Annotated in this window: 22 protein-coding genes; 9 read left to right on the top strand and 13 right to left on the bottom strand. The window is 57.3% G+C overall.

Annotation, left to right across the window (positions count from 1 at the left end):
- Nucleotides 1–10: 10 nt before the first annotated feature.
- From sigX to ppsA, 7 genes are all read right to left on the bottom strand, one after another.
- Nucleotides 11–601 (bottom strand): RNA polymerase sigma factor SigX, encoded by a 591-nt coding sequence (sigX, locus tag N7D90_RS06040; protein ID WP_029611289.1) that lies wholly within the window; start codon nucleotides 599–601, stop codon nucleotides 11–13.
- A 91-nt stretch (nucleotides 602–692) separates the two neighbouring features.
- Nucleotides 693–1,517, bottom strand: a complete 825-nt coding sequence (locus N7D90_RS06035) for a mechanosensitive ion channel family protein (RefSeq protein ID WP_261741316.1) — start codon at nucleotides 1,515–1,517, stop codon at nucleotides 693–695.
- A gap of 2 nt (nucleotides 1,518–1,519) precedes the next feature.
- Nucleotides 1,520–1,765, bottom strand: coding sequence for a CrfX protein (locus tag N7D90_RS06030; RefSeq protein WP_261741315.1), 246 nt, complete (start codon nucleotides 1,763–1,765; stop codon nucleotides 1,520–1,522).
- Nucleotides 1,766–1,828: 63 nt separating this feature from the next.
- Nucleotides 1,829–2,824 (bottom strand): CorA family divalent cation transporter, encoded by a 996-nt coding sequence (locus tag N7D90_RS06025; RefSeq protein WP_261741314.1) that lies wholly within the window; start codon nucleotides 2,822–2,824, stop codon nucleotides 1,829–1,831.
- A 24-nt stretch (nucleotides 2,825–2,848) separates the two neighbouring features.
- Entirely contained in the window at nucleotides 2,849–3,340 is a 492-nt protein-coding gene (gene rraA, locus N7D90_RS06020) for a ribonuclease E activity regulator RraA (protein WP_261741313.1), read from the bottom strand.
- 271 nt (nucleotides 3,341–3,611) lie between these two features.
- Nucleotides 3,612–4,556, bottom strand: a complete 945-nt coding sequence (locus N7D90_RS06015) for a lysophospholipase (protein WP_261741312.1) — start codon at nucleotides 4,554–4,556, stop codon at nucleotides 3,612–3,614.
- 104 nt (nucleotides 4,557–4,660) lie between these two features.
- Complete coding sequence (ppsA, locus tag N7D90_RS06010) at nucleotides 4,661–7,042, bottom strand: phosphoenolpyruvate synthase (protein WP_261741311.1); 2,382 nt, start codon at nucleotides 7,040–7,042, stop codon at nucleotides 4,661–4,663.
- A gap of 176 nt (nucleotides 7,043–7,218) precedes the next feature.
- Between ppsA and N7D90_RS06005 the strand changes: the two genes are divergently transcribed.
- Nucleotides 7,219–8,037, top strand: a complete 819-nt coding sequence (locus N7D90_RS06005) for a pyruvate, water dikinase regulatory protein (protein WP_261741310.1) — start codon at nucleotides 7,219–7,221, stop codon at nucleotides 8,035–8,037.
- A 105-nt stretch (nucleotides 8,038–8,142) separates the two neighbouring features.
- On the opposite strand, the gene prpD is transcribed toward N7D90_RS06005, so the two are convergent.
- From prpD to N7D90_RS05975, 6 genes are all read right to left on the bottom strand, one after another.
- On the bottom strand, nucleotides 8,143–9,627 hold the full coding sequence (prpD, locus tag N7D90_RS06000; protein WP_261741309.1) for a 2-methylcitrate dehydratase: 1,485 nt from the start codon (nucleotides 9,625–9,627) through the stop codon (nucleotides 8,143–8,145).
- Nucleotides 9,628–9,787: 160 nt separating this feature from the next.
- Nucleotides 9,788–10,978: a 2-methylaconitate cis-trans isomerase PrpF gene (gene prpF, locus N7D90_RS05995; protein WP_261741308.1), complete on the bottom strand. Its 1,191-nt coding sequence runs from the start codon at nucleotides 10,976–10,978 to the stop codon at nucleotides 9,788–9,790.
- A 47-nt stretch (nucleotides 10,979–11,025) separates the two neighbouring features.
- Entirely contained in the window at nucleotides 11,026–13,617 is a 2,592-nt protein-coding gene (gene acnD / locus N7D90_RS05990; RefSeq protein WP_261741307.1) for a Fe/S-dependent 2-methylisocitrate dehydratase AcnD, read from the bottom strand.
- A 75-nt stretch (nucleotides 13,618–13,692) separates the two neighbouring features.
- Nucleotides 13,693–14,820 carry a 2-methylcitrate synthase gene (gene prpC / locus N7D90_RS05985; RefSeq protein ID WP_261741306.1) on the bottom strand — a complete coding sequence of 376 codons (1,128 nt, stop codon included), beginning with the start codon at nucleotides 14,818–14,820 and terminating at the stop codon, nucleotides 13,693–13,695.
- Between the two features lie 148 nt (nucleotides 14,821–14,968).
- The gene (prpB, locus tag N7D90_RS05980; protein ID WP_261741305.1) at nucleotides 14,969–15,856 is read right to left on the bottom strand and encodes a methylisocitrate lyase; all 888 of its coding nucleotides are present in this window, start codon (nucleotides 15,854–15,856) and stop codon (nucleotides 14,969–14,971) included.
- On the bottom strand, nucleotides 15,853–16,572 hold the full coding sequence (locus N7D90_RS05975) for a GntR family transcriptional regulator (protein ID WP_261741304.1): 720 nt from the start codon (nucleotides 16,570–16,572) through the stop codon (nucleotides 15,853–15,855). The genes prpB and N7D90_RS05975 overlap by 4 nt, the downstream gene beginning before the upstream one ends.
- A gap of 280 nt (nucleotides 16,573–16,852) precedes the next feature.
- On the opposite strand from N7D90_RS05975, the gene N7D90_RS05970 reads away from it, so the two are divergent.
- The 8 genes from N7D90_RS05970 to N7D90_RS05935 all read left to right on the top strand — a co-directional run bounded on the left by N7D90_RS05970 (nucleotide 16,853) and on the right by N7D90_RS05935 (nucleotide 26,505).
- Nucleotides 16,853–17,389: an ATP-dependent zinc protease gene (locus tag N7D90_RS05970; protein ID WP_261741303.1), complete on the top strand. Its 537-nt coding sequence runs from the start codon at nucleotides 16,853–16,855 to the stop codon at nucleotides 17,387–17,389.
- Nucleotides 17,390–17,394: 5 nt separating this feature from the next.
- Nucleotides 17,395–18,927 (top strand): inactive transglutaminase family protein, encoded by a 1,533-nt coding sequence (locus N7D90_RS05965; protein WP_261741302.1) that lies wholly within the window; start codon nucleotides 17,395–17,397, stop codon nucleotides 18,925–18,927.
- Complete coding sequence (locus tag N7D90_RS05960; protein WP_261741301.1) at nucleotides 18,927–19,910, top strand: alpha-L-glutamate ligase-like protein; 984 nt, start codon at nucleotides 18,927–18,929, stop codon at nucleotides 19,908–19,910. The genes N7D90_RS05965 and N7D90_RS05960 overlap by 1 nt, the downstream gene beginning before the upstream one ends.
- Nucleotides 19,911–20,063: 153 nt before the next feature.
- Nucleotides 20,064–21,407 (top strand): aminodeoxychorismate synthase component I, encoded by a 1,344-nt coding sequence (gene pabB / locus N7D90_RS05955; RefSeq protein ID WP_261741300.1) that lies wholly within the window; start codon nucleotides 20,064–20,066, stop codon nucleotides 21,405–21,407.
- Nucleotides 21,408–21,475: 68 nt separating this feature from the next.
- Complete coding sequence (locus N7D90_RS05950; RefSeq protein ID WP_095030642.1) at nucleotides 21,476–22,210, top strand: phosphoadenylyl-sulfate reductase; 735 nt, start codon at nucleotides 21,476–21,478, stop codon at nucleotides 22,208–22,210.
- A 267-nt stretch (nucleotides 22,211–22,477) separates the two neighbouring features.
- Complete coding sequence (locus N7D90_RS05945) at nucleotides 22,478–22,996, top strand: sigma-70 family RNA polymerase sigma factor (RefSeq protein WP_261741299.1); 519 nt, start codon at nucleotides 22,478–22,480, stop codon at nucleotides 22,994–22,996.
- A 7-nt stretch (nucleotides 22,997–23,003) separates the two neighbouring features.
- Complete coding sequence (locus N7D90_RS05940; RefSeq protein ID WP_261741298.1) at nucleotides 23,004–23,990, top strand: FecR family protein; 987 nt, start codon at nucleotides 23,004–23,006, stop codon at nucleotides 23,988–23,990.
- A 76-nt stretch (nucleotides 23,991–24,066) separates the two neighbouring features.
- A complete protein-coding gene (locus N7D90_RS05935) occupies nucleotides 24,067–26,505 on the top strand; it encodes a TonB-dependent siderophore receptor (protein WP_261741297.1) in 2,439 nt (812 codons plus the stop codon).
- Nucleotides 26,506–26,688 lie beyond the last annotated feature (183 nt).

Genomic DNA, 26,688 nt, shown 5'->3' with positions numbered 1-26,688 from the left:
TTGCGCTGAACTAAGTTTCAGCAATACCCGCAAATTTCTCACGCAATTTATCTAGAGCGCGCTTGTAACGCATTTTTGTCGCACTCAAACCCATATGCATTATGTCTGCGATTTCCTGAAATTCCAGTTCTGCGACAAAACGCAGCACTAAAATTTCCCGATCAATCGGGTTCACATGCACCAGCCAGCGATCAAGTCCGCCCTTTTCCTCAGGTTTCGGCGCCTTTTCTTCGGACGCTTCCTCGAGGGGGTCAATACTTAATGCGTCCATCAAGCGACGCTTTCGCCGTTCCTTGCGATACTGCGTAATGCATTCGTTGTAAGTGATGCTATATAGCCATGTCTTGAATTTCGATTTGCCTTCGAAATTTTTCAAACCGTACAGCACTTTAAGCATTACTTCCTGACAGACATCATCAGCGTCCCTATCGTTCCCTAAATACCTTGAACAAACGTTGAACAAAGTTCGTTGGTAACGCCGCATCAGCTCTTCATAGGCGCGCGTCACGTGAAACAACTCATCATGCGAGCGCGCCACCAGCTCCTCATCAGAGAGCTCGCGGGGGTCATAGCGCATGGATAGCGATTGGGCTTTATTCAAAACGAGTTGTGCCAACAGTCAGGTCAATGTCCGCCGCAGCCTGTAAATCAAGGCTTTTTCGCGGCGGCGTACATTAGCAGGGTTTGCCGCATCAGCGACTGGTTACGTGCTGTTCCAGCAAGATCCGATTCGAGAGGGAGACTAGCTCACCCTCATCGGTCAGCAACGTGGTTTTAACCGTGCCGATCTCTTCGATCTGCCCTTCGACCCCGCCTACTCGTACTTCCTGCCCAACTTGATACAACTCACGCACATAGATCCCGGCAAGTATCTGCCCCGCAATTTCCCGGCTACCCAGCCCCATTGCCAGAGCAATGGCCAGACCAACGGTAATCAGCACGATCACGATGACATGGTTCAGCAGGTCGGTTTTGACCTCTAGCTGGCTAATAGCCACCGATATACTGATGATAATGACCAGGCCTTGAGTAACCCGACCCAAACCACCGGCGTAATCAAAACCTACACTTTCGGCAGCCCCGCGTACCAGGCCATTGAGCACCTGTGCCAGCAGCACACCGGCCAGCAAGACCAGCAGCGCACCAAAGACCTTGGGCAGATATACCGTCAGCAAGTCCAACGCAGACGACACTCGATCGAGGCCCAGTGACTGCGCCGCCGAAACCAGAAATACCAACAGCACAAACCAGTACACGATTTTGCCGATCAACGTCGAAATCGGCACTTGAATACCGACCCGCGCCAGTATTTTGGTAAGACCCGTCCCGCCCATCAGGCGATCAAGGCCCAGTTTGGCGAGCAACTTCGACAGCAGGGCGTCAAGCAGTTTTGCAACCACGAAGCCCAGCAGTACCACGACCAACGCCCCGAAAAGGTTGGGAATAAAGTTGGCAATCTTGGTCCACAAGGCAGTCATTGCCGCGACCAGGCTTTGGGTCCAGACATTCAATTCCATGTTCAATCAGCCTTATCAACAGGACGAGCAGCAGGTTTGCGCCGCGAAACGGGCGCAATATGAGCCGAACCGCTGTTCAAAGCAATCATCAGTGCTTGTACCCAACGCCCCAGCAGACTGAAAAGGTCTCCCGCGCCAACCTGACGGTTAGCGGTTTTCAGTACGCGGCCCAGGCAAGCGTCGTCGTCACGATTTGACGTAGGCGCTTTGAGCATTTCACGTAAAGACTGTTCAAACGGATCGTGCATAAGCACCTCTCGGTAAGTCAGTAAAAGACGCAGGGACTTTTACCGGGGTCACATTCGCCCCACTCAAAGCCATTGCAAGCGGCGATAAAACCACCACTGCCCCGCTCCGATAATCAGCATCACACTGCAGGTCACCGCAAAACCATAAGGGTCATTGGAGAACGGTACGCCCCCCACATTGATCCCCAGCAAACCGGTAATAAAGGTGATCGGCAGGAAGATCCCCGTGAGTACGCCGAAGCGATACATGATGCGGCTCATGCGCACGTTCAAACGCCGATCTTCAGACTCCAGCACCAGCCCCACACGCTCGCGGGTCAGCTCAAGCTCTTCCAGATAGCGGGTCAGGCTGTTGTTCAATTCGTTCCAGTAGTCGGAATCATCTGCGCTAAACCACGGCAATTTGATACGGGTTAGCTGTCCGAAAATATCCCGCTGCGGGGCCAGAAAACGACGCAAGGCGGCAGCCCTTCGACGAACCTGCAAAATGGAGTTGTGGTCGGGGGTATACCGTTCGTCGGCATCTATCTTATCTTCTTCGTCGTCGACGATTTCTGATAGATCTCCGATCAAATCCTGCACCTTCAACGTCAGGTGCTGGGCCAGATACAGGATCAACTCAGAAGGGGTTTTCGGGCCTTCACCTTGGGCAAACTCACCGAGCAGCTCATCGGTAGCCCGCAACGGACGCATGCGCAGCGAGATAACCCGCTGCGCACTGCCGAAAATACGCAGTGAAACCATGTCTTCCGGCTCTGCACCAGGGTTCAGGTTGACCCCACGCATAAACAGCAGCAGCTCATTGTTGGGCAACGACACCAAGCGCGGACGGGTATTTTCTTCAAGCAGCAAATCACAGCTGAAATCACTTAAACCGCTCGAATCACGGAGCCAGCTCTGGGTCTGCGGGTGACTGCGATCCCAGTGCAACCAGACACTTTCGTGAGGCTGCAACTGCAGATCGTTCAGTTCGGTACGTGCAATCGCACGCGCACCGCCTTCCCCATCCAACACCAGCGCATGCACCAGCCCCCATTGAGCGTTTTCGTCCTCGAACATCCGTGATCCTTAGTAGTAATACGTTTAGCCCGGCATTTTCAGAGCAGTTGGTGAAATGATAACGCCATTGTTGTCGGCATAAATGAATTCTCCGGGGCGGAACGTGACGCCGGCAAACGTCACCGGCACATTCACATCACCCACACCGCGCCTGACGCTCTTGAGCGGATGACTGGCCAAGGCCTGCACTCCGAGATCAGTTTGAGCGAGCACATCGACATCGCGGATACAGCCGTAAATCACTATGCCTTCCCAGCCATTTTTCGCGGCCCTCTCGGCAATCATGTCGCCCAGCAAGGCGTGGCGCAGAGAGCCTCCACCATCCACTACCAGCACTTTGCCCTGACCCTCGAGCTCTGCCTGTTCCTTGACCCGGGAGTTGTCCTCGAAACACTTGATGGTCACGATCTCTCCACCAAAGGAGTCGCGCCCGCCAAAGTTGCTGAACATCGGTTCAAGCACCTGTACCAACTCAGGGTAGGCATCGCACAGATCGGGAGTGATGTAGTGATTCACGGGAAATCTCCTGTTCAGGGTGGGCACAACAGTGAAAACAACGGTAGCACTATGGTTATAGACGCTTTGGTGAAGGCTGGCTTTATAGATTCACAGCACCCCACCATGAGAGCCAGTTTGGATTAAAGCAACAAAGTATGACCAAGCTCGCCAATCGCGTCACAAATCAACCACTCTTGTGGGAGCTATCCTGCTCGCGAAAGTCGTTCGCGAGCAGGATAGCTCCCACGGTTGAAATTTTCTGTTACTCCTGCCTGCGAAGCAGCAGCGGCTACAGCTCGCTCAACCAATTACGCACCAACGGCCACACTTCTTGCTGAGCGGGCTGGCTGACCAGCATTTCGACATGACTGAAGTCAGAGCTGAAACCGTGCTCACGCCCTAGGCACACGAACTTGCGCTGCTCTGAACCCAATTGATCGAACAACTTTCGGCATGCCCACTCCGGTGTTTGCCGATCACCCACAGCGGCCACCACCAGAGCGGGTACCTGAACCTCGGCCAACCCTGCCCACCAGTCTTGCTCGGCGTCCTTGAAACGCCCCATAAAGCCATTCCAGCGCAAGGCTTCCAGAGCGATGCTGATCGGCTCATCTTCCGGCCCACGCTTAAGCCGCGTACCTGATAGCTGCTTGAAGCGCTTCAACAACAAATAAGCGCCCCACTGCACCGGCGGAATTTTCAGCGACCAATAGCGGCGATTGATCTGGCAGCCGAAGAACGCTGCCGACGCCACGTCCTTATCGTTCAGGTATTGCCCCCCGAGAGCCGCGGCCAAACTGATGGCGCCCTGGGAATGACCAATCCAGTGCGGAACCTGACCGCTCAACTCGCGCACAAATGCCACGATGGCAGGCAAATCGTAGCGAGCGTAATCCGCCACGCGGTTTTTGCCCCAGGCAATATTGCGCGACGAAAGACCGTGACCGCGCATTTCAGGCAGCCACACATCAAACCCGGCACGAGCCAAAAACGCCCCGAGCCCCACGCCTTTAGGCGAGTACCAGAAACGTCGATTGGAAAAGCTGCCATGTAACAGGATGACCGGCACGCCCCGCACTTGGCTATCGTCGGCCATGCCCAGTCGAGTCACCACCAGCTCAACGGAAATATCCGGGCTGTTGGCGGGTTTCAAGCGATAAACGTCTTCGCTCAAATCGCCCCGACGCTCAGCGCTAATCAGGGCAACGGGAAAAAGGAGACTGCTGCTTTGCATAATGCTCTTGCACAAAAAAGGGCGACTTCACTCAGGAACTCGCCCTACCACTGCTTATAAAGAGCAGAGCAGCCGTGTGGCTGCCCTGCCCCTCTCTCAACGACTTATGCCTGAGCCTGAGCCTGACCTTCTGCCAGGAAGAACCAGGTTTCCAGCACGCTGTCCGGGTTCAGGGAAACACTTTCAATGCCCTGCTCCATCAACCACAGCGCCAGATCCGGGTGATCGGACGGGCCCTGGCCGCAAATACCGATGTATTTGCCAGCCTTGTTGCACGCCTGAATGGCGTTGGACAGAAGCTTTTTGACCGCAGGATTGCGCTCGTCAAACAGATGCGCGATCACACCGGAGTCACGATCCAGCCCCAAGGTCAGCTGAGTCAGGTCGTTGGATCCGATGGAGAAGCCGTCGAAGAACTCAAGGAACTCTTCAGCCAGAATCGCGTTGGACGGCAATTCACACATCATGATGATGCGCAGACCGTTTTCGCCGCGTTTCAGACCGTTTTCAGCCAGCAGATCGATCACCTGGCTCGCTTCACCCAAGGTGCGTACGAACGGCACCATGATTTCAACGTTGGTAAAGCCCATCTCGTTGCGTACGCGCTTGAGCGCACGGCACTCCAGCTCGAAGCAATCGCGGAAGTTTTCGCTGATGTAACGCGAAGCACCACGGAAGCCCAGCATCGGGTTTTCTTCTTCCGGCTCGTAGAGCTTGCCGCCGATCAAGTTGGCGTATTCGTTGGACTTGAAGTCCGACAGACGCACAATCACTTTCTTCGGGGTAAACGCGCCAGCCAAGGTGCTGATGCCTTCAACCAGTTTTTCAACGTAGAAGCCAACAGGATCGTTGTAGCCCGCGATGCGCTTGTCGACGCTGTCCTTGATTTCCTGCGGCAGACCGTCGTAGTTCAGCAGCGCCTTGGGGTGCACACCGATCATGCGGTTGATGATGAACTCAAGGCGGGCCAGGCCCACACCGGCGTTCGGCAGTTGCGCGAAGTCAAACGCACGATCCGGGTTGCCGACGTTCATCATGATCTTGAACGGCAGATCAGGCATGGCATCCACGGAGTTTTTCTTGATATCGAAGCCCAACTCGCCTTCGAAAATAAAGCCCGTATCGCCTTCAGCACACGAAACAGTAACGCCCTGGCCGTCTTTCAACAGCTGGGTCGCGTTGCCGCAGCCCACCACAGCCGGGATACCCAGCTCGCGAGCGATAATTGCCGCATGGCAGGTACGACCACCACGGTTGGTCACGATGGCGCTGGCACGCTTCATTACCGGTTCCCAGTCTGGGTCGGTCATGTCCGACACCAACACATCGCCCGGCTGGACCTTGTCCATTTCCGACACGTCTTTAATGATGCGAACCTTGCCCGCACCAATACGCTGGCCAATGGCGCGACCTTCAGCGAGCACGGTGCCGGTTTCCTTGAGCAGGTAACGCTCCATGACGTTACCGGTGCTGCGGCTTTTCACGGTTTCAGGACGTGCCTGAACGATGTACAGCTTGCCGTCATCACCGTCTTTGGCCCACTCGATGTCCATCGGGCACTTGTAGTGCTTTTCGATGATCATCGCTTGTTTGGCCAGTTCGCTGACTTCAGCGTCGGTCAGACAGAAACGTGCACGATCGGCTTTGTCTACGTCGATCACCTTGACCGATTTACCGGCCGTGGCTTCGGCGCCGTAAATCATCTTGATGGCTTTGCTGCCCAGGTTGCGACGCAAAATCGCCGGGCGGCCCGCTTCCAGAGTTTGTTTGTGGACGTAGAACTCGTCCGGGTTTACCGCGCCTTGTACGACGGTTTCACCTAGGCCGTAGGCGCCGGTGATAAACACTACATCACGGAAGCCCGACTCAGTGTCCAGGGTGAACATCACGCCAGCGGTGCCGGTTTCAGAGCGCACCATGCGCTGCACGCCTGCCGACAGGGCGACCAGTTTGTGGTCGAAGCCCTGGTGCACGCGGTAAGAAATCGCACGGTCGTTGAACAAGGAGGCAAATACCTCCTTGGCCGCACGAATCACGTTTTCAACGCCACGAATGTTCAGGAAAGTTTCTTGCTGACCGGCAAAGGACGCATCCGGCAAGTCTTCGGCGGTAGCCGAGGAACGCACGGCAACAGCCATGTCCGGGTTGCCTTGGGACAGGGTGGCAAAGGCGGTACGAATTTCGGCGTTAAGCTTCTCCGGGAACTCGGCTTCCATGATCCATTTACGGATCTGGGCACCTGTTTTTGCCAAAGCATTAACGTCATCAACATCCAGCGCATCCAGCGCAGCATGGATCTGGTCGTTCAAACCACTCAGCTCAAGAAAATCACGATATGCCTGAGAAGTAGTGGCGAAGCCACCGGGAACTGAAACACCAGCGCCTGCAAGATTACTGATCATCTCGCCGAGGGATGCGTTCTTGCCCCCCACGTGCTCTACATCATGGACGCCGAGCTTATCGAGGGAAACTACGTACTCTACCAAGGTGATCTCTCCACTAACTGTGTTGGAAAAGCTCAGGGCGCTGGACCCTCATCATGAGGCATCGCAGCGATTGTGGCCTGGACCCGGAAAATAAGTGACACTGCCTGCCATGTAGCGCGACAAAATCGCGCCTATCATATCCAAGAATCGTCACCAGCTTAAGGGCCTAGGCGCAAATGAAACGATCTGCTTTCTTTATCTCCGATGGCACCGGCATTACGGCCGAAAACCTCGGTCAAAGTTTGTTGGCACAATTCGAAAATGTGACCTTCAGCAAGTTCACACGCCCCTATATAGACAGCGTGGAAAAAGCCCGGGCGATGGTACAACAAATCGATAACGCCGCCGAAAAAGACGGCTTTAGCCCGATAATTTTCGACACTATCGTCAATCAGGACATTCGCGAGATCCTCGCCACGTCCAATGGTTTCATGATCGACATCTTCTCCAGCTTCCTGGCGCCACTGGAACAGGCACTGGGTGAGCACTCCTCCTACTCGGTGGGTAAATCCCACTCTATCGGGCATAACTCCAACTATATGGAGCGTATCGAGGCGGTGAACTTTGCCCTCGACAACGACGACGGCGCCCGCACTCACAAATATGACAAGGCCGACCTGATTCTGGTGGGCGTATCGCGTTGCGGCAAAACCCCAACCTGCCTGTATATGGCCATGCAATTCGGCATCCGTGCAGCCAACTACCCGCTGACCGATGACGATATGGAAAACCTCAAGCTGCCTGCGGCCCTGCGCGAGCACAAACACAAGCTGTTTGGCCTGACCATCGACCCGGACCGCTTGACGGCCATTCGTAACGAGCGCAAGCCCAACAGCCGCTATTCCAGTTTTGCCCAGTGCGAATTTGAAGTCCGCGAAGTAGAGCGCCTGTTCCAGCGCGAAAACATCCCGCACATCAACTCCACACACTTCTCGGTAGAAGAAATCTCGGCCAAGATTCTGGTCGAAAAAGGCGTGGAGCGGCGCTTCAAGTAATCGCAGCACTGCCTGCGTGTAGCCGCTGCCGCAGGCTGCGATGGGGTGCGCAGGCCCTGAAGTTCCTTCGGCCCTTATCGCAGCCTTCGGCAGCGGCTACAAAATTCAAATCACCAGCAGGTCCACAAACCGGTTAACCGGCATCGCCTCCAACGCAGCCTGGTCCTTGCACAGCGCGAAAATTTCAGCACAACGCTGACCCACGAAACGGGTCGCCAAATTGGCCTTGAACTTGTCTTCCAGCAATGGAATCCCTTCTGCCCGACGCCGGCGATGGCCAATTGGATACTCCACCACCACTTGCTCTGTGCAGGTGCCATCGGAGAAAAACACCTGAATAGCATTGGCGATCGAGCGCTTATCGGCCTCCAGATACTCGCGGGTGTAGCGCGGATCTTCGACCACTACCATCTTCTCGCGCAACTCATCGATGATCGGATGCGCCGCGTGAAAGTCATCTTCATATTGCTCGGCTACCAGATTGCCAAAGGCCAGCGGCACGGCCGTCATGTATTGAATGCAATGATCCCGGTCCGCTGCGTTGGCCAATTTGCCTTGCTTGGAAATGATCCGAATCGCCGATTCATGGGTTGTAATCACGATTTTTTCGATTTCATGCAGACGATTCCTGACCTGCGGATGCAGCGTCACCGCCGCTTCGCACGCCGTCTGCGCATGGAACTCGGCCGGAAAGCTGATCTTGAACAGCACGTTTTCCATTACATACGTGCCATAGGGCTGGCTCAGGCTGAACTGGCGCTGACCTTCGGACTTGAGCGCCAGATCCTTATTGGTATGACTGAACAGCACATCGTAAAAACCCCACTGTGGTGCCGTAAGCACCCCGGGAACCCCCATCTCGCCTCGCAGCGCGATATCGGCTAAGCGCACGCCGCGACTTGACGCATCCCCGGCTGCCCAGGATTTGCGCGACCCCGCGTTCGGCGCATGACGATAGGTACGCAGTGCCTGCCCATCCACAAAAGCGTGGGACAAGGCCGACAGCAACTGCTCGCGATTGGCCCCCATCAGCTTGGCGCAGACCGCCGTTGAGGCGACCTTGACCAGCAACACATGGTCCAGACCGACACGGTTGAAGGAGTTTTCCAGGGCAATCACGCCCTGAATCTCATGGGCCATGATCATGGCTTCGAGCACTGCCCGTACCGTAAGCGGCGCTTCTCCATTGGCTACACGCTTTTGCGACAGGTGATCGGCCACCGCCAGAATACCGCCCAGGTTGTCCGAAGGATGCCCCCACTCCGCCGCCAGCCAGGTGTCGTTGTAATCCAGCCAACGCACGATGCAGCCAATGTCCCATGCAGCCTTGACCGGGTCGAGACGATGCGAAGTACCCGGCACCCGTGCACCAAACGGCACCACCGTACCCTCGACAATCGGCCCCAGGTGTTTGGTGCACTCCGGGAAACGCAACGCCAGCAGGCCGCAGCCCAAGGTGTCCATCAGGCAGTTGCGCGCGGTGTTAAGGGCTTCGGGAGAGGTAATTTTGTAGGTCAGGACATAATCGGCTATGTCCTGCAAAACCTGGTCATAGTCCGGGCGGTTGTTGAGGTCGACGTTGGCGCTCATGGGGTTTCTCCAAAGAGTGGGTAAGTGTCGAGTTCCATCCTCAGGGTCATCGTGCTTTTGCGGGTCTGGAGTGCCCGCTTGATGTATCCAAATCAAAAGCCCTCACCCCAATCCTTTCCCAAAGGGAGAGGATTGGGGTGAGGGCAAAGGATTCACGCATTCAAAACGAATCGCCCGGCACTCGCACCCAGCCTTCCATCAAGACTCGCGCGCTGCGGCTCATGATGGCTTTGGTCACGACCCATTCGCCATTGACCTGCCGTGCTTCAGCGCCCACGCGCAAGGTGCCCGACGGATGTCCGAAGCGCACGGCACTGCGTAACTCGCCGCCCGCAGCCAGATTGACCAGCGAGCCTGGAATCGCCGCCGCCGTACCGATTGCCACCGCAGCAGTGCCCATCATCGCGTGGTGCAACTTGCCCATCGACAAGGCCCGCACCAGCAAGTCCACGTCCTGTGCCGCCACCGGCTTGCCGCTGGATGACACATAAGCCACTGGCGGTGCCACAAACGCGACCTTGGGCGTGTGCTGGCGCTTGGCGGCATCTTCAAGCTTGTCGATCAGACCCATGCGCAACGCGCCGTGAGCGCGAATGGTTTCGAACATGGCCAAGGCTTTCGGATCGCTGTTGATGTCGTTTTGCAGTTCAGCACCGGTGTAACCGATGTCCCGCGCATTAACGAAAATCGTCGGAATCCCGGCATTGATCATGGTTACGTTCAAGGTGCCCACACCCGGCACTTCAAGGTCATCTACCAGATTGCCAGTCGGGAACATCGAACCACCTGCGCCCTCTTCATCCGCCGCAGGGTTAAGGAACTCCAGCTGAACTTCGGCTGCCGGAAAGGTCACGCCATCGAGTTCAAAACCACCGGTTTCCTGCACCGCACCGTCAGTGATCGGTACATGGGCAATGATGGTTTTGCTGATATTGGCCTGCCAGATACGCACCACAGCCGTACCGTTAAGCGGAATTCGGCTGGCATCCACCAGACCGCTGCTGACGGCAAACGAGCCCACGGCCGCCGACAGGTTGCCGCAGTTGCCGCTCCAGTCCACGAAAGGCTTGTCGATAGCTACCTGACCGAACAGGTAGTCCACGTCATGATCGGCGTGCAGGCTTTTGCTTACGATCACGGTTTTGCTGGTGCTGGAAGTCGCCGCGCCCATGCCGTCAATTTGCTTTTCATAGGGATCGGGGCTGCCGATTACCCGCAACAGCAAGGCATCACGGGCCGCACCCGGCACTTGGGCCACGGCCGGCAAGTCGAGCAGACTGAAAAACACGCCTTTACTGGTGCCTCCGCGCATGTAAGTCGCGGGGATTTTGATTTGCGCTGCATAGGCCATAAAACACAGTCCTGTTAAGGCCGGGGCACAGGGCCCCGGCGCAGTGATCACGCGGTGGCTGATTCCAGGAAGTCCTGGGCAAAGCGCTGCAACACGCCGCCCGCTTCATAGATCGAAACTTCTTCAGCCGTGTCCAGACGGCAAGTCACGGGCACTTCGACGCGCTCGCCATTTTTGCGGGTAATCACCAGGGTCAGCGTGGCACGCGGAGTGCGCTCGCCGATCACGTCGTAGGTTTCGCTGCCGTCGATCTGCAGGGTTTTACGGTTGGTACCCGGCATAAATTCCAGCGGCAATACACCCATACCTACAAGATTGGTGCGGTGAATACGCTCAAAGCCTTCAGCAGCAATGGCTTCGACACCCGCCAGGCGCACACCTTTGGCCGCCCAGTCACGGGAAGAGCCCTGGCCGTAGTCGGCGCCCGCAATGATGATCAGCGGTTGCTTGCGTTCCATGTAGGTTTCAATGGCCTCCCACATGCGCATCACCTGGCCTTCGGGCTCAAGTCGGGTCAGCGAGCCCTGCTTGACCTTGCCGTCCTCGATCACCATTTCATTGAACAGTTTCGGGTTGGCAAAGGTTGCGCGCTGGGCGGTCAAATGGTCGCCACGGTGAGTTGCGTAAGAGTTGAAGTCGACTTCCGGCAGGCCCATTTTCGCCAGGTACTCGCCTGCAGCGCTGTCGAGCATGATGGCGTTGGACGGCGACAAGTGGTCGGTGGTGATGTTGTCCGGCAGCACTGCCAGTGGGCGCATGCCTTTGAGTGGACGCGCACCGGCCAGCGCACCTTCCCAATACGGAGGACGGCGGATGTAAGTGCTCTGCGGGCGCCAGTCATACAGCGGCTCGACTTTCGGACCGGTGTCTTCGTGAATGGCGAACATCGGGATGTACACCTTGCGGAACTGCTCCGGCTTGACCGCAGCCTTGACCACGGCGTCGATTTCTTCGTCGCTCGGCCAGATGTCTTTCAGGCGGATTTCCTTGCCGTCGGCATCCAGGCCCAGCACGTCTTTTTCGATATCGAAACGGATGGTCCCGGCAATCGCATAGGCCACCACCAGCGGTGGTGAGGCGAGAAACGCCTGCTTGGCGTACGGGTGAATTCGCCCGTCAAAGTTGCGATTACCCGACAGTACGGCGGTGGCATACAGGTCGCGATCGATGATTTCCTGCTGAATAACCGGGTCCAGTGCGCCGGACATACCGTTGCATGTAGTGCAGGCAAACGCCACTACACCAAAGCCCAACTTCTCCAGTTCGTGGGTCAAGCCGGCTTCGTCGAGGTACAGGGCAACGGTTTTTGAGCCTGGCGCCAGCGAAGTTTTGACCCACGGCTTGCGAGCCAGACCGAGCTTGTTGGCGTTGCGTGCCATCAGCCCCGCAGCAATCACGTTGCGCGGGTTGCTGGTGTTGGTGCAACTGGTGATGGCCGCGATGATCACCGCGCCGTCGGGCATTTGCCCCGGCACGTCGTCCCATTGACCGGCGATGCCCTTGGCGGCCAGATCGGAGGTTGCGACGCGAGCGTGCGGGTTGCTCGGGCCAGCCATGTTGCGCACCACGGATGACAGATCAAAGCTCAGGTTACGCTCGTATTGCGCGCCCTTGAGGCTGTCGCCCCACAGGCCGCTGACCTTGGCATAGTTTTCTACAAGCTGCACTTGCTGGTCTTCGCGACCGGTCAGTTTGAGGTAGTCGATGGTTTGCTGGTCGATGTAGAACATCGCTGCCGTGGCGCCGTATTCCGGGGCCATGTTGGAGATGGTTGCACGGTCGCCTAGGGTCAGCGCGGCGGCGCCTTCACCGAAGAACTCCAGCCAGGCACCGACCACTTTTTGCTGGCGCAGGAACTCGGTCAGTGCCAGCACCATATCGGTGGCGGTAATGCCCGGTTGCAGCTTGCCGGTCAGCTCAACACCGACGATTTCCGGCAGGCGCATCCACGAAGCACGGCCAAGCATCACGCTTTCAGCTTCAAGGCCGCCGACCCCAATGGCGATCACGCCCAGGGAGTCGACGTGCGGGGTGTGACTGTCAGTGCCCACGCAGGTGTCCGGGAAGGCCACGCCGTCGCGCACCTGGATCACCGGAGACATTTTCTCCAGGTTGATCTGGTGCATGATGCCGTTGCCTGGCGGGATCACGTCGACGTTTTTAAAGGCCTTTTTGGTCCACTCGATAAAGTGGAAACGGTCTTCGTTACGACGGTCTTCGATGGCGCGGTTCTTTTCAAACGCCTCGGGGTCGTAACCGCCGCATTCCACCGCCAGCGAGTGGTCGACGATCAGTTGGGTCGGCACCACCGGGTTGACCTGGGCCGGGTCACCGCCTTGCTGGGCGATGGCGTCACGCAAACCGGCGAGGTCGACCAGCGCGGTCTGGCCCAGAATGTCGTGGCACACCACGCGTGCCGGGAACCATGGAAAGTCGAGATCGCGCTTGCGATCAATCAACTGGCTCAGCGAGGCATTCAGGGTTGCCGGATCACAGCGGCGCACCAGGTTTTCGGCCAGTACGCGGGAGGTGTAAGGCAGGGTGTCGTAAGCGCCGGGCTTGATCGCATCGACTGCCGCGCGGGTGTCGAAGTAATCCAGCCGGGTGCCCGGTAGTGTTTTGCGAAATTCAGTATTCATTGGCGCAGGACTCGATCACGGTAGTTACAAAAGGGGGAACTGGCTTGCGCAATCAGCGCAAGCCAGCTTCCTCACTCAGCGACGCTCGATTGGCACGAACTTGCGCTGTTCTACGCCGATGTACTCGGCGCTCGGACGGATGATGCGGTTGTTGGCGCGCTGTTCGAACACATGCGCAGCCCAGCCGGTGAGGCGTGAGCAGACAAAGATCGGAGTGAACAGCTTGGTCGGGATGCCCATGAAGTGGTACGCCGAGGCATGGTAGAAGTCGGCGTTGGGGAACAGCTTCTTTTGCTCCCACATGGTCTTGTCGATTGCTTCGGAAACCTTGAACAACACGGTGTCGCCCACTTCGTCTGCCAGTTTTTTCGACCAGCCCTTGATCACCTCGTTACGCGGATCGCTGTCTTTGTAGATCGCGTGGCCAAAGCCCATGATCTTGTCCTTGCGCGCCAGCATGCCGAGGGTGCCTTCCACCGCCTCTTGCGCAGAACCGAAGCGCTCGATCATTTCCATCGCCGCTTCGTTGGCGCCACCGTGCAACGGGCCGCGCAGCGAGCCGATGGCTGCCGTGATGCACGAGTACAGGTCGGACAGGGTCGATGCACACACCCGCGCGGTGAAGGTCGAGGCGTTGAATTCGTGCTCGGCGTAGAGGATCAGCGACACGTTCATCACTTTAACGTGCAACTCGCTCGGCTTCTTGTCGTGCAGCAAGTGCAGGAAGTGGCCACCGATGGACTCTTCGTCGGTCACGCAGTTGATACGTTTGCCATCGTGGCTGAAGCGATACCAGTAGCACATGATCGCCGGGAAAGCGGCCAGCAGTCGGTCGGTCTTGTCATGCTGCTCGGAGAAGTCTTTCTCCGGCTCGATGTTGCCCAGGAACGAACATCCGGTGCGCATCACGTCCATCGGGTGAGCGTCAGCGGGAATGCGCTCCAGCACTTCTTTCAGTGCTTGTGGCAGATCTCGCAGCTTTTGCAGTTTGGTCGTGTATGCAGCCAATTCGGCTTTGGTAGGCAGTTCGCCGTACAGCAGCAGGTAAGCCACTTCCTCGAAGCGGGCATCGGCTGCCAGTTCGCGTACGTCATATCCACGATAAGTGAGGCCCGCGCCTTCCTGACCTACGGTGGACAGGGCTGTTTGCCCGGCGACCTGGCCGCGTAACCCGGCACCACTCAATACTTTTGCTTCGGCCATTGCGCTTCTCCAATCTTGAATTTGTTAGGGATTCGGCAACTACTTGATTCAATACATACCACTGTGGGAGCGAGCCTGCTCGCGAACGTCGTCAATACCAGCGTTAACTTCGCGAGCAGGCTCGCTCCCACAGGATCACCGTGTTCTGTTACTTCTTCGCGGCAAACACCGCATCGAGCTTCTGCTCAAACGAGTGGTAGTTGATCGCGTCATACAGCTCCATGCGGGTTTGCATGGTGTCGATCACGTTTTGCTGGGTGCCGTCGCGGCGGATGGCGGAGTACACATTTTCGGCCGCCTTGTTCATCGCACGGAATGCCGACAGCGGGTACAGCACCAGCGATACGTCAGCGCCAGCCAGTTGTTCAGTGGTGTACAGCGGCGTGGCACCGAACTCGGTGATATTGGCCAGGATCGGTGCCTTCACCCGGTTGGCGAACAGCTTGTACATCTCGAGTTCGGTAATGGCTTCCGGGAAGACCATGTCCGCGCCCGCTTCAACGCAGGCTGCTGCACGTTCCAGCGCAGACTCCAGGCCTTCCACCGCCAGCGCATCGGTACGTGCCATGATCACGAAGCTGTCATCGGTGCGCGCATCGACCGCAGCTTTAATACGGTCGACCATCTCTTGCAGCGAGACGATTTCCTTGTTCGGGCGATGGCCGCAACGCTTGGCACCCACCTGATCTTCGATATGAATCGCTGCAGCGCCAAACTTGATCATCGATTTGACGGTACGCGACACGTTGAAGAACGAGGAGCCAAAGCCGGTATCCACGTCTACCAGCAGCGGCAGATCACATACATCGGTAATGCGCCGTACATCAGTCAGTACATCGTCCAGGCCAGTAATACCCAGGTCCGGCACGCCCAAAGACCCTGCCGCGACGCCACCACCCGACAGGTAGATCGCCTTGAAACCGGCACGCTGGGCCAGCAACGCGTGATTGGCGTTGATCGCGCCCACCACCTGCAAAGGATGTTCACTGGCGACTGCATCACGGAAACGCTGGCCTGGACTGTTCTTATTGCTCATGACTCACCTCGTGGAGTGGCTGTCTGCTGGGCGTCTTGATAGTGACGCGCAATATTGCGTTTCGAGGCGCCGATATGTCGGCGCATCAACAACTCGGCCAATTCGCCGTCGCGATCGGCAATGGCATCGAGAATACGGTGATGCTCGGCAAACGCCTGATGCGGGCGATTGGGCGTAGTAGAGAACTGGATGCGGTACATGCGCACCAATTGATACAACTCGCCGCAGAGCATTTGCGTCAGGGTGCGGTTGCCGCTGCCCTGAATAATCTTGTAATGAAAATCGAAGTCGCCTTCCTGCTGGTAGTAGCCGACACCGGCCTGAAACGCCTCGTCGCGCTCATGGGTTTCAAGTACCTGGCGCAACTCGGCGATGTCTTCATCGCTCATGCGTTCAGCGGCCAAGCGACAGGCCATGCCTTCAAGGGATTCGCGAATTTCGTAGAGTTCAATCAGCTCTGCGTGGCTCAGCGACACGACCCGAGCACCGACATGGGGCACCCGCACCAGCAAGCGCTGGCCTTCAAGGCGGTGAATGGCTTCGCGCAAAGGCCCTCGGCTGATGCCGTAGGTACGCGCCAGTTCAGGTTCGGAGATTTTGCTGCCGGGGGCGATTTCGCCTTTGACAATAGCCGCCTGAATACGCCGAAAGACATTCTCGGAAAGGGTTTCCGAATCGTCCTGAGGGATCATGGCTGGCTCTAGTGCTTGCAGCATATTGTCGACACCTTGCAAATCAATAGCGCCAAAACTAGCCATTTCGACCTGGCTAGTCAAAGAATAAATAGATATTGTCGACAATCGTCTAATAAGACCTTGATCGGACCCGCAGGACTTCCCCCTGTACAAAGCACCCCGGCGCTGGCGTCATAAAACCATCATGTTAGAATGCCGACCGCATCCGCCCTGCTCTCATCCATAGAGCAGCCGCACGAGGAAACTTGCTCTGTACTGCCAGTGCCTTGAACTGAAGATTGCAAGAGACGTGCACCGATTTATGAAATTTGCCCCCTTCTACATCCTCGCTTGCCTGCTGTGTGTACCGGGCTTGAGCCTGGCTGGCGAAAAAACCGTGTATGGCCTCAATGAATACGCCGAACTGGCAGGCATAGATCTGCAAGTGGCTGCCAAACTCGACACCGGAGCCAAAACCGCCTCACTCAGTGCCCGTGACATCAAGCGCTTCAAACGTGATGGCGAGAGCTGGGTACGTTTCTACCTGGCCATCGATGATGCCCACTCGCACCCTATCGAACGGCCGCTGGCACGCGTCAGCAAGATCAAGCGCCGCTCGGGTGACTACGACCCGCAGGCGGACAAGAACTACACCTCACGCCCGGTTATTGCCCTGGAAATTTGCATGGGCAAGGCTTTGCGCACCATCGAAGTGAACTTGACCGATAGAAGTGCGTTCCAATACCCGCTGTTGATCGGCTCCGAAGCGCTAAAACGCTTTGATGCGCTGGTTGACCCAAGTCTTAAATACGCTGCTGGCAAACCTGCCTGCGTCGCTAACGCTCAAACCGCAGAGTAATTGAAATGCGCGCGCTTACCCTTCACCTGAAAATCTTGATCACCATCCTTGTGGTGCTGGGCATATCGATTACGGCCTACCAGATTTTCGCCCTCGGCATTCCAGTGACCGAAGACGCCACGGACGACTTGTGGAATATCGACGCCAAAGTCGAATTCGTCGCCAGCTCCAAAGACCCGGTCAAGATCCAGATGTTCGTACCGCCGCTGAACCGCGACTACGTCAGTCTGAACGAGAGCTTTATTTCCAATAACTACGGAGTGAGCGTCAACCGGGTTGATGGCAACCGCAAAGTCACCTGGTCGGCCCGCCGAGTCAGTGGCAAGCAGACGCTCTACTACCGACTGGTGCTGACCAAGCGCTATTCGGGCGACAAGACCAAGGTCAAAGGCCCGGTTTTCCGTGACAGTATTGCCGTCGAAGGCCCGGAAAAAATCGCCGCCGAAGCCTTGCTGGCACCTATTCGCCAGCACTCGGCCGATGTCGAAACCTTTATCAGCGAGACCATCAAGCGCGTCAGCAACCCCAACGACGACAACGTGAAGCTGCTGCTGGCGGGCGATCCATCGACCGCACACAAGGCTCAGGTTATTGAACTGCTGTTGTCGATTGCCCACGTGCCCATGGAAAAAGTCCACACCATCCGCCTGGTGGCCGATCAGCCGCAAAATCCGGAGTTGTGGCTGCGCAGCTTTAACGGCAATGACTGGCTCTACTTCAACCCAGAGACCGGCGAGCAAGGCCTGCCCAATGACCGCCTGTTGTGGTGGATCGGCGATGAGCCAATGGTCACGGTCGATGGCGGTAAAAAACCCAACGTCACGTTCAGCCTGAACAACAGCGAAATGAACGCCATTCGCTTGGCCAAGCTGACGGACGAAAATACCGACGCCAACTTCCTTGAATACTCGCTGTACGGCTTGCCACTGCAGACCCAGCAAACCTTCATGATCATGGTGATGATCCCGATTGGCGTGCTGGTGATCCTGATCCTGCGCAACCTGATCGGCCTGCAGACCCTGGGTACCTTTACCCCAGTACTGATCGCCCTTGCCTTCCGCGAAACCCAGCTGGGCTTCGGCATCATCCTGTTTACGGTGATTACCGCGCTCGGACTGACGCTGCGTTCCTACCTTGAGCACTTGAAGCTGCAAATGCTGCCGCGTCTGTCAGTCGTGTTGACGTTTGTGGTGATATTAATTGCAGCCATCAGCCTGTTCAGTCACAAGCTGGGCCTGGAGCGCGGACTCTCGGTGGCACTGTTCCCGATGGTGATTCTGACCATGACCATCGAGCGCCTGTCGATCACCTGGGAAGAGCGTGGCGGCGGGCATGCCATGAAAGTCGCGATCGGCACACTGTTCGCAGCTACTTTGGCGTACCTGGTCATGAGCATCCCGGAACTGGTGTACTTCGTGTTTACCTTCCCGGCGATCCTGCTGATCATGGTCGGCTTTATGCTGGCAATGGGTCGCTATCGCGGCTACCGCCTGACCGAGCTGGTGCGTTTCAAAGCGTTCTTGAAGGCTGACTCCTGATGTTTGGCTTCTGGAAGACCTGGAAGGCCCTCGAAGCCAGGGGCATCATGGGCATCAATCGGCGGAATGCAGACTACGTACTCAAGTACAACAAACGCAGCCTTTACCCGATTGTGGATGACAAAATCATCACCAAGGAACGCGCCATCAAGGCCGGTATTCACGTACCGGAAATGTATGGGGTGATTTCCACCGAGAAGGAAATCGACAAGCTCGATGAAATCATCGGCGGTCGCAGCGACTTCGTGATCAAGCCCGCACAAGGTGCTGGCGGTGATGGCATTCTAGTGATCGCGGATCGCTTCGAAGACCGTTTTCGCACGGTCTCGGGCAAGATCATCAGCCATGAAGAAATCGAACATCAGATCTCCAGCATCCTGACTGGCCTGTACTCCCTGGGTGGTCACCGTGATCGGGCGCTGATCGAATACCGGGTCACACCGGACCAGATCTTCAAAAGCATCAGCTACGAAGGTGTGCCGGATATCCGCATCATCGTATTGATGGGTTACCCGGTGATGGCCATGCTGCGCTTGCCGACCCGTCAGTCGGGCGGCAAGGCCAACCTGCACCAAGGCGCAATCGGAGTGGGTGTCGATCTGGCTACCGGCCTGACTCTGCGTGGCACCTGGCTGAACAACATCATCAGCAAACACCCGGACACCACCAACGCAGTAGACGGCGTGCAACTGCCCAACTGGGACGGTTTCATGAAGCTGGCGGCCGGTTGTTATGAGTTGTGCGGCCTGGGTTATATCGGTGTCGACATGGTGCTCGATCAGGATAAAGGCCCGCTGATTCTGGAGCTCAACGCCCGCCCCGGGCTGAATATCCAGATTGCCAACGACTGCGGCCTGACCCTGCGCACCCATGCGGTAGAAGCCCACATCGAAGAACTGGCGGCCAAAGGCATCAAGGAATCCCCTGAAGAGCGCGTGCGCTTTGCCCAGGAGTTGTTCGGGCATATTCACCAATCCGAATAATCGCGAAAACCGTAGCAGCTGCCGAACGCAGCCTCGTTCCTTCGGCAGCTGCTACAACGGTTTGTGGCGCTCTCTAGCTGCGATCCACATAGATTTGCAGTCCTGCACAGGACTACAATCAGCCCCCCCGCTCCGATGGCTGATTTGCTTCGCATGTTGACCTGCTCCGTACACCCCCTGCCTTACCACGCCAACCCTGGCGCGTACTTTTCGGCGATTCGTCATGCGCCCGGTGCCGTGCTGCTCGACAGCGGCCGCCCCACTGCCGAGCGTGGCCGTTATGACCTGATGAGCGCATGGCCACTTCAGGAACTGCGGGTTCAGGCCGGAGAAACCGGTCGGGGGTTTCTACAGCGCCTGCGCGACAACCTGAAGCAACTGGGCCATGCCGTACTGCCCGCGCCGTATGAACTGCCTTTCGCTGGCGGCCTGATCGGCTATCTCAGTTACGACTTCGGCCGCCTGCTTGAGCACCTGCCAGCGCAGGCCAACAACGACCTGCAACTGCCCGAAGCGCAATTGGGCCTGCATGCCTGGGCGCTGATCAGTGACCATCATGCAGCTACCAGCCAGCTTGTATTTCACCCACGCCTCGAGACACAAGAGCGTGAGCGCCTGATCCAGTTGTTCAGCCACGCCTCACACGCGTGCAATGCGCCTTTTAGGCTCAAGCAGCCCATGCAACCGGATATCAGCGCCAGCCAGTACGAGCAGGCACTTGAGCAGATCCATCGTTATATCCAGGCGGGCGACTGTTATCAGGTCAATTACACCCAGCGTTTCAGCGCCCAGTGCCAGGGCGATGCATGGACTGCCTATTGCGCCTTGCGGGCAGCCTGCCCGACACCGTTTTCAGGCTTTATGAGCCTGACGGGCGACAACGCTATCCTCAGCCTGTCACCGGAGCGCTTTGTGCGAGTCAGCCAGAATCAAGTCGAAACCCGGCCGATCAAAGGTACTCGCCCACGGGGCAAAGACAGCAGCGAAGATGCGGCCAACGCCGCCGAACTGCTGGCCAGCCCCAAGGACCGCGCGGAAAACCTGATGATCGTCGACTTGCTGCGCAATGATCTGGGGCGCACTTGCCGCACCGGCTCGGTGAGCGTGCCTGAACTGTTCAACCTCGAAAGCTACCCAAACGTGCATCATTTGGTGAGCAGCGTTATCGGCGAGCTGGCCGACGGCAAAGACGCACTGGATCTGATCGGCGACAGCTTCCCCGGCGGTTCGATCACCGGCGCTCCGAAAATCCGCGCCATGCAGATCATCGACGAGCTGGAGCCAACCCGGCGCAGTATTTACTGCGGCTCGCTGCTGTACCTGGACGTGCGTGGCGAAATGGACAGCTCCATCGCCATCCGCAGCCTGCTGGTCAAGGACGGACAGGTCAGTTGCTGGGGCGGCGGCGGCATTGTGGCCGACTCCGACTGGCAGGACGAGTACCAGGAATCGATCACCAAGGTGAAGGTGCTGCTCGATACGCTGCAAACCCTGTAGCCCGCGCTTTTTGCTAAGATCGCGTCACTAGAGAGCGCCAAGCGCCATTCACTGTAGGAAGCCGCCTGATGAGCCATCCGTTTGACGTCGCCGAACTCGCAGCGACATACGCCAGCAAGTCCCCGCAAGACATACTCAAACTCGCCTTTGAACACTTTGGCGACGAACTCTGGATCTCCTTCAGCGGCGCCGAAGACGTGGTGCTGGTGGACATGGCCTGGAAGCTCAACAAGAACGTCAAGGTGTTCAGCCTCGACACCGGCCGCCTGCACCCCGAGACCTACCGGTTTATCGAGCAAGTGCGCGAGCACTACAAGATCCAGATCGAACTGATCTCGCCTGATCAAAGCAAGCTTGAACCCTTCGTCAAGGAAAAGGGCCTGTTCAGCTTCTACAAGGATGGGCACGGCGAATGCTGTGGCGTGCGCAAGATCGAGCCGCTGCGCCGCAAATTGTCGACAGTCAAAGCCTGGGCCACCGGCCAGCGCCGCGATCAGAGCCCTGGCACCCGCAGCCAGGTGGCCGCGCTGGAAATCGACGGCGCGTTCTCGACACCCGAGCGCACGCTGTACAAATTCAACCCGTTGGCACAGATGACCAGCGAAGAGGTCTGGGGCTATATCCGCATGCTGGAGCTGCCCTACAACAGCCTGCATGAGCGCGGCTTTATCAGCATCGGCTGCGAGCCATGCACCCGCCCGGTACTGCCCAACCAGCACGAACGCGAAGGCCGCTGGTGGTGGGAAGAAGCCACGCAAAAAGAATGCGGGCTGCATGCCGGCAACTTGATCGCGAAAAACTAGACAACCCTGTAGGCACGCAGATCCTCGTAGCAGCTGCCGAAGGAACGAGGCTGCGTTCGGCGGCGCAGCCGTCGTGAAATCAGGCTCTGCGGTGTGTCATTTAGAACCAGCACCCAAGTATTACGACGGCTGCGCCGCCGAACGCAGCCTCGTTCCTTCGGCAGCTGCTACTGAGTTCTTTGTTCCTGCCCATCGCTCAACTTGCGTTTACCCACGACTTTCGTTAAGAATTGGTAATTATTCTCAATAACGTTTAGGCAATGTCCTATGTCTTCGGGTGAACCGCCCTACCAGGCCGCCATTACAGAACTGTACTGCGAGCATCATGGCTGGCTGTTTGGCTGGCTGCGCAGAAAGCTCGGTTGCGCTCAGAATGCCGCCGATCTGGCACAGGACACCTTCACCCGAATCCTCAATGCCCGCGAGTCTGTGGCGACACTGCGTGAACCCCGAGCCTTTCTGAGCACTACAGCACGCCGACTGATCATTGATCAGGTGCGCCGTAAACAAATAGAAAACGCCTACCTGCAAGAGCTTGCCCTAACCGCTGAAGCACTCGAGGGTTTTCAATCACCCGAGCAGATTCTCACGACACTGGAAGCTCTGGAACAGATCGCATTTATTCTGGAGGGCATGCAGGACAAAGCGCGCCAGGCTTTTGTGCTGTATTACCTGGACGGCCTGACCCAAAGCGAGATTGCCCGACAACTGGAATTGTCTGACCGCACGGTGCGCAAGTATTTGATCCAGGCCTTGCTGCATTGCAGCCATAGCCTGGACACCTGATCCAGCCATGTCCGAGCAGCGCCAAAGTATTGATGAACAAGCCGCCGAATGGATTCTTCGTCTGCACGAAGAAGACTTCAGCGATGCGTTGCGCGCGCAATTCGAGTGCTGGAAACAACAAAACCCACAGCACGCAGCGGCGGCCCTGCGCATGCAGGAAGTGATCAACCGCCTGCAGTCATTGCGTGAGCAATCGGCCCCGGCCAAAGCGGCTCTGAACGCAGCATTCAACGGGCGAAAACCAGCAACCCAACGCAAACAGATCCTGCGCGCGCTGTTGATTGCCGGTTGCCTGGCAGTGCCGATCACGCTGGTCATGAAAAGCCATTATCCAGAGCAGTGGATGGCCGATATCAGTACCGGCCCCACTGACTGGAAGACCCAGCGCCTGGCTGACAATTCAACCATTACCCTGAGCGGCACCACCGCGCTCAACGTCCATTTTGACGGTCAGGAGCGGCGTATCGAATTGCTCCAGGGTGAAGTACTGGTCGACGTCGCCCATGACAATTCCCGCCCCTTTTTCGTACAGACCGCCCAAGGCAGCATGCGCGCCCTGGGCACCCGCTTCGTGGTCAAACGCCAGGGCGATACCACGGTGCTAAGCATGTTGCAGTCTCGGGTCGCGGCGCAAAGTGCAAACGAGCAACAAACCCTGGAAGTGGGAGCCGGTTCACAGGCCCTGATTCGCAGCGACTCGGTCGAACTCGGTGGGGCTATCTCCCCGGCCAGCATCAATCAAGCCTGGGAGCGCCATCAATTGGTGGTTGAAAATCAGCCCCTGCCCCAGGTTCTCGATGAAATCTCCCGTCATCGACGCGGCCATCTGCAGTTTGATCGCAAATCCCTGGCCGACCTGCGCATCTCGGCCGTACTGCCCCTGGACGATACCGACCGGGCGCTGCAACTGATCGCCGAAACCCTGCCCCTGCAGATCAAAACCTATACCCCGTGGCTGATTGTGATCAGCCAACTGCAACCGCCTAAAAAATAATAATTCCCATTCGTTCCGCTTTTCTCGAGTCAGCCGTCAAGTTAGATACATCGACTCATAAAGGACTGCGCCTTTCATGCTGACTTCCTACACATCTCGAGGACGCTTCAGGCCTCGTACCTGCACGCCGCTAGCCCTGGCCATTCACTTGGTTGTTGCTTCGACAACTGGACTGGTATGCGCTTCGACTGCTCAGGCGCAATCGGCGTCTGTGCAACGCTACGACATTCCCGCAGGCCCGTTGAGCAGCGCCCTTAATCGCTTTGCGCAACAGGCCGGTGTGGCGATTATTTTTCAGTCGAGCGACCTGGAAGGCCAGTCGACACCCGGTTTGCAGGGCGCCTATAACGAACAGAGCGGATTCGAGGCATTGCTGCGCGGTAGCGGTTATACCGCAGTCAAAAGTGCAAATGGCTACATGCTCAACGCCCTGCCCGCAGTCGGCGGTGCCCTGGAATTGGGCGCCACACAAGTCAGCGCCAACCAACTCGGGACTATTACCGAAGGCAGCGGCTCCTACACCCCCGGCTCCATCGCAACCGCAACCCGCATGGTGCTGACGCCCAGAGAAACACCGCAGTCGATTTCCGTAGTGACGCGCCAGGCGATGGACGATTTCGGCCTCAACTCAATTGATGACGTGATGCGTCACACCCCTGGCATCACTGTGGCCACCTACGACAGTGATCGCACCAGCTATTATTCCCGTGGTTTTGCGATCAAGAACTTTCAGTACGACGGCATCCCGATCCTGCAAGACCCACAATATTCTGCCGGGCACACCCTGACCGACACCGCGATCTATGACCGGGTCGAGATTCTCAAGGGTGCAACCGGCCTGCTCACCGGTGCGGGCGGTCCGGGTGGCACGATCAATATGGTGCGTAAAAAACCCACTCGCGAATTCAAGGCCCATATCGATGTGGGCGCAGGTTCATGGGACAACTACCGTTCCGAGATCGATGTCAGCGGGCCATTAACCGAAAGCGGCAATGTGCGGGGCCGGGCCGTAGCGGCCTATCAGGACAAGCACTCGTTCATGGACCACTACAAGCGCGACAGCGAGGTCTACTACGGCATTCTTGAAGTGGACTTGACTCCTGACACCCTGCTGACCCTTGGCGCCGACTATCAGGACAATAACCCTACAGGCTCAAGCTGGTCGGGCAGCGCTTCGCTGTTCAACTCCAAAGGTGACCGAATCAGCACTCCACGCTCGTTTAACAACGGCGCGAAATGGAGCAGTTGGAAGCAGTACACCCGCACGGTGTTCTCGACCCTGGAACACAACTTTGACAATGGCTGGGTAGTCAAAGGCCAATACAACCACCAGATCAACGGCTATAACGCCCCTCTCGGCGCGCTGCTCGACCCGGATGCGACCACCGGCCTGGCAAAAATGCTGGCCCGCAAGTACACCGGCGAATATGTCAGCGACAGCGGTGACCTGTTTGCCACCGGCCCGTTCAGCCTGCTAGGGCGCGAGCATGAGTTGGTCATTGGCGGTTCGGTCTCCAAGTCACACTGGACCGGCAAGGACTACACCAACGCCAATATGGTCAACAACGCCTATGACTACTACAACTGGAAAGGCGACAGCCTTGAGCCCGACTGGGGCAATGTCACTTCGTACAATGATGAGACGACTCGTCAGACCGGTACATACGTGACCGGCCGCTTCAGCCTGACCGACGACCTGAAGCTGATGCTCGGCACCCGAGTGGCCAACTACACCCTGACCGGCACCAGCCACGCCAAAGACACGGGCAAAGTGCTGCCTTATGCCGCCCTGATCTACGACATCAACGACAATATTTCTGCCTACACCAGCTATACCGAGATTTTCCTGCCGCAGTCGTACTATCGCGACCGCGACAACAAGATGCTTGAGCCCGATGAAGGCACCAACTATGAGCTGGGCCTAAAAGGCGAGTTCTTTGACGGACGTCTGAATTCAAGCCTGGCGTACTTCGAAGTGCATCAAGACAACCGCCCTGAAGCAGACACAGCCTACAACGGCAACCCGACCAATCCGGACATTGACTACGCCTACAAAGGCATCAAGGCCACGACCAAAGGTTACGAAGCAGAAATTTCTGGCGAGCTGATGCCCGGCTGGCAATTGCAGGCGGGCTATACACACAAGATCAGCCGTGATCAGGGCGGTAAAAAGGTCTCGACCTGGGAACCTGAAGACCAGATCAACCTGTACACCCGCTACAAGCTGACCGGTGATCTCGACAAACTGACCCTGGGCGGCGGCGTTCGCTGGCAGGGCACGGGCTGGCAGATGCTGAGCAACTGGAACAAAGGCGGCACCGAGGAGAAGTTCTCCCAGGACCCGTACTGGCTGGTTGATCTGATGGCGCGTTATCAGATCTCGAAAAACCTGTCGGCCACCGTCAACCTGAACAATGTGTTCGACAAGGCGTATTACACCAACATCGGTTTCTACAACTCGTCGTACTACGGTGATCCGCGCAACGTAATGGTCAGCACGCGCTGGGATTTCTAAGAAAACCTCTGCAGCAGCAGCTTGAGATACCTAAATAGTGGGAGCGAGCCTGCTCGCGAAGTTCAGTTCGCGAGCAGGCTCGCTCCCACAGGAGGCTTGATCTGAAACAGAGTATCTACAGGTTTTTGGATAACCGACAAAACACACGCGCACAAAAAAGCCTGCACTAGGCAGGCTTCTTTG

This window comes from Pseudomonas fragi (assembly GCF_025426255.1).
Classification (GTDB): domain Bacteria; phylum Pseudomonadota; class Gammaproteobacteria; order Pseudomonadales; family Pseudomonadaceae; genus Aquipseudomonas; species Aquipseudomonas kulmbachensis.
Note: the sequence above shows the minus strand (reverse complement) of the source record. Positions and strands in the feature narration are given on the sequence as shown.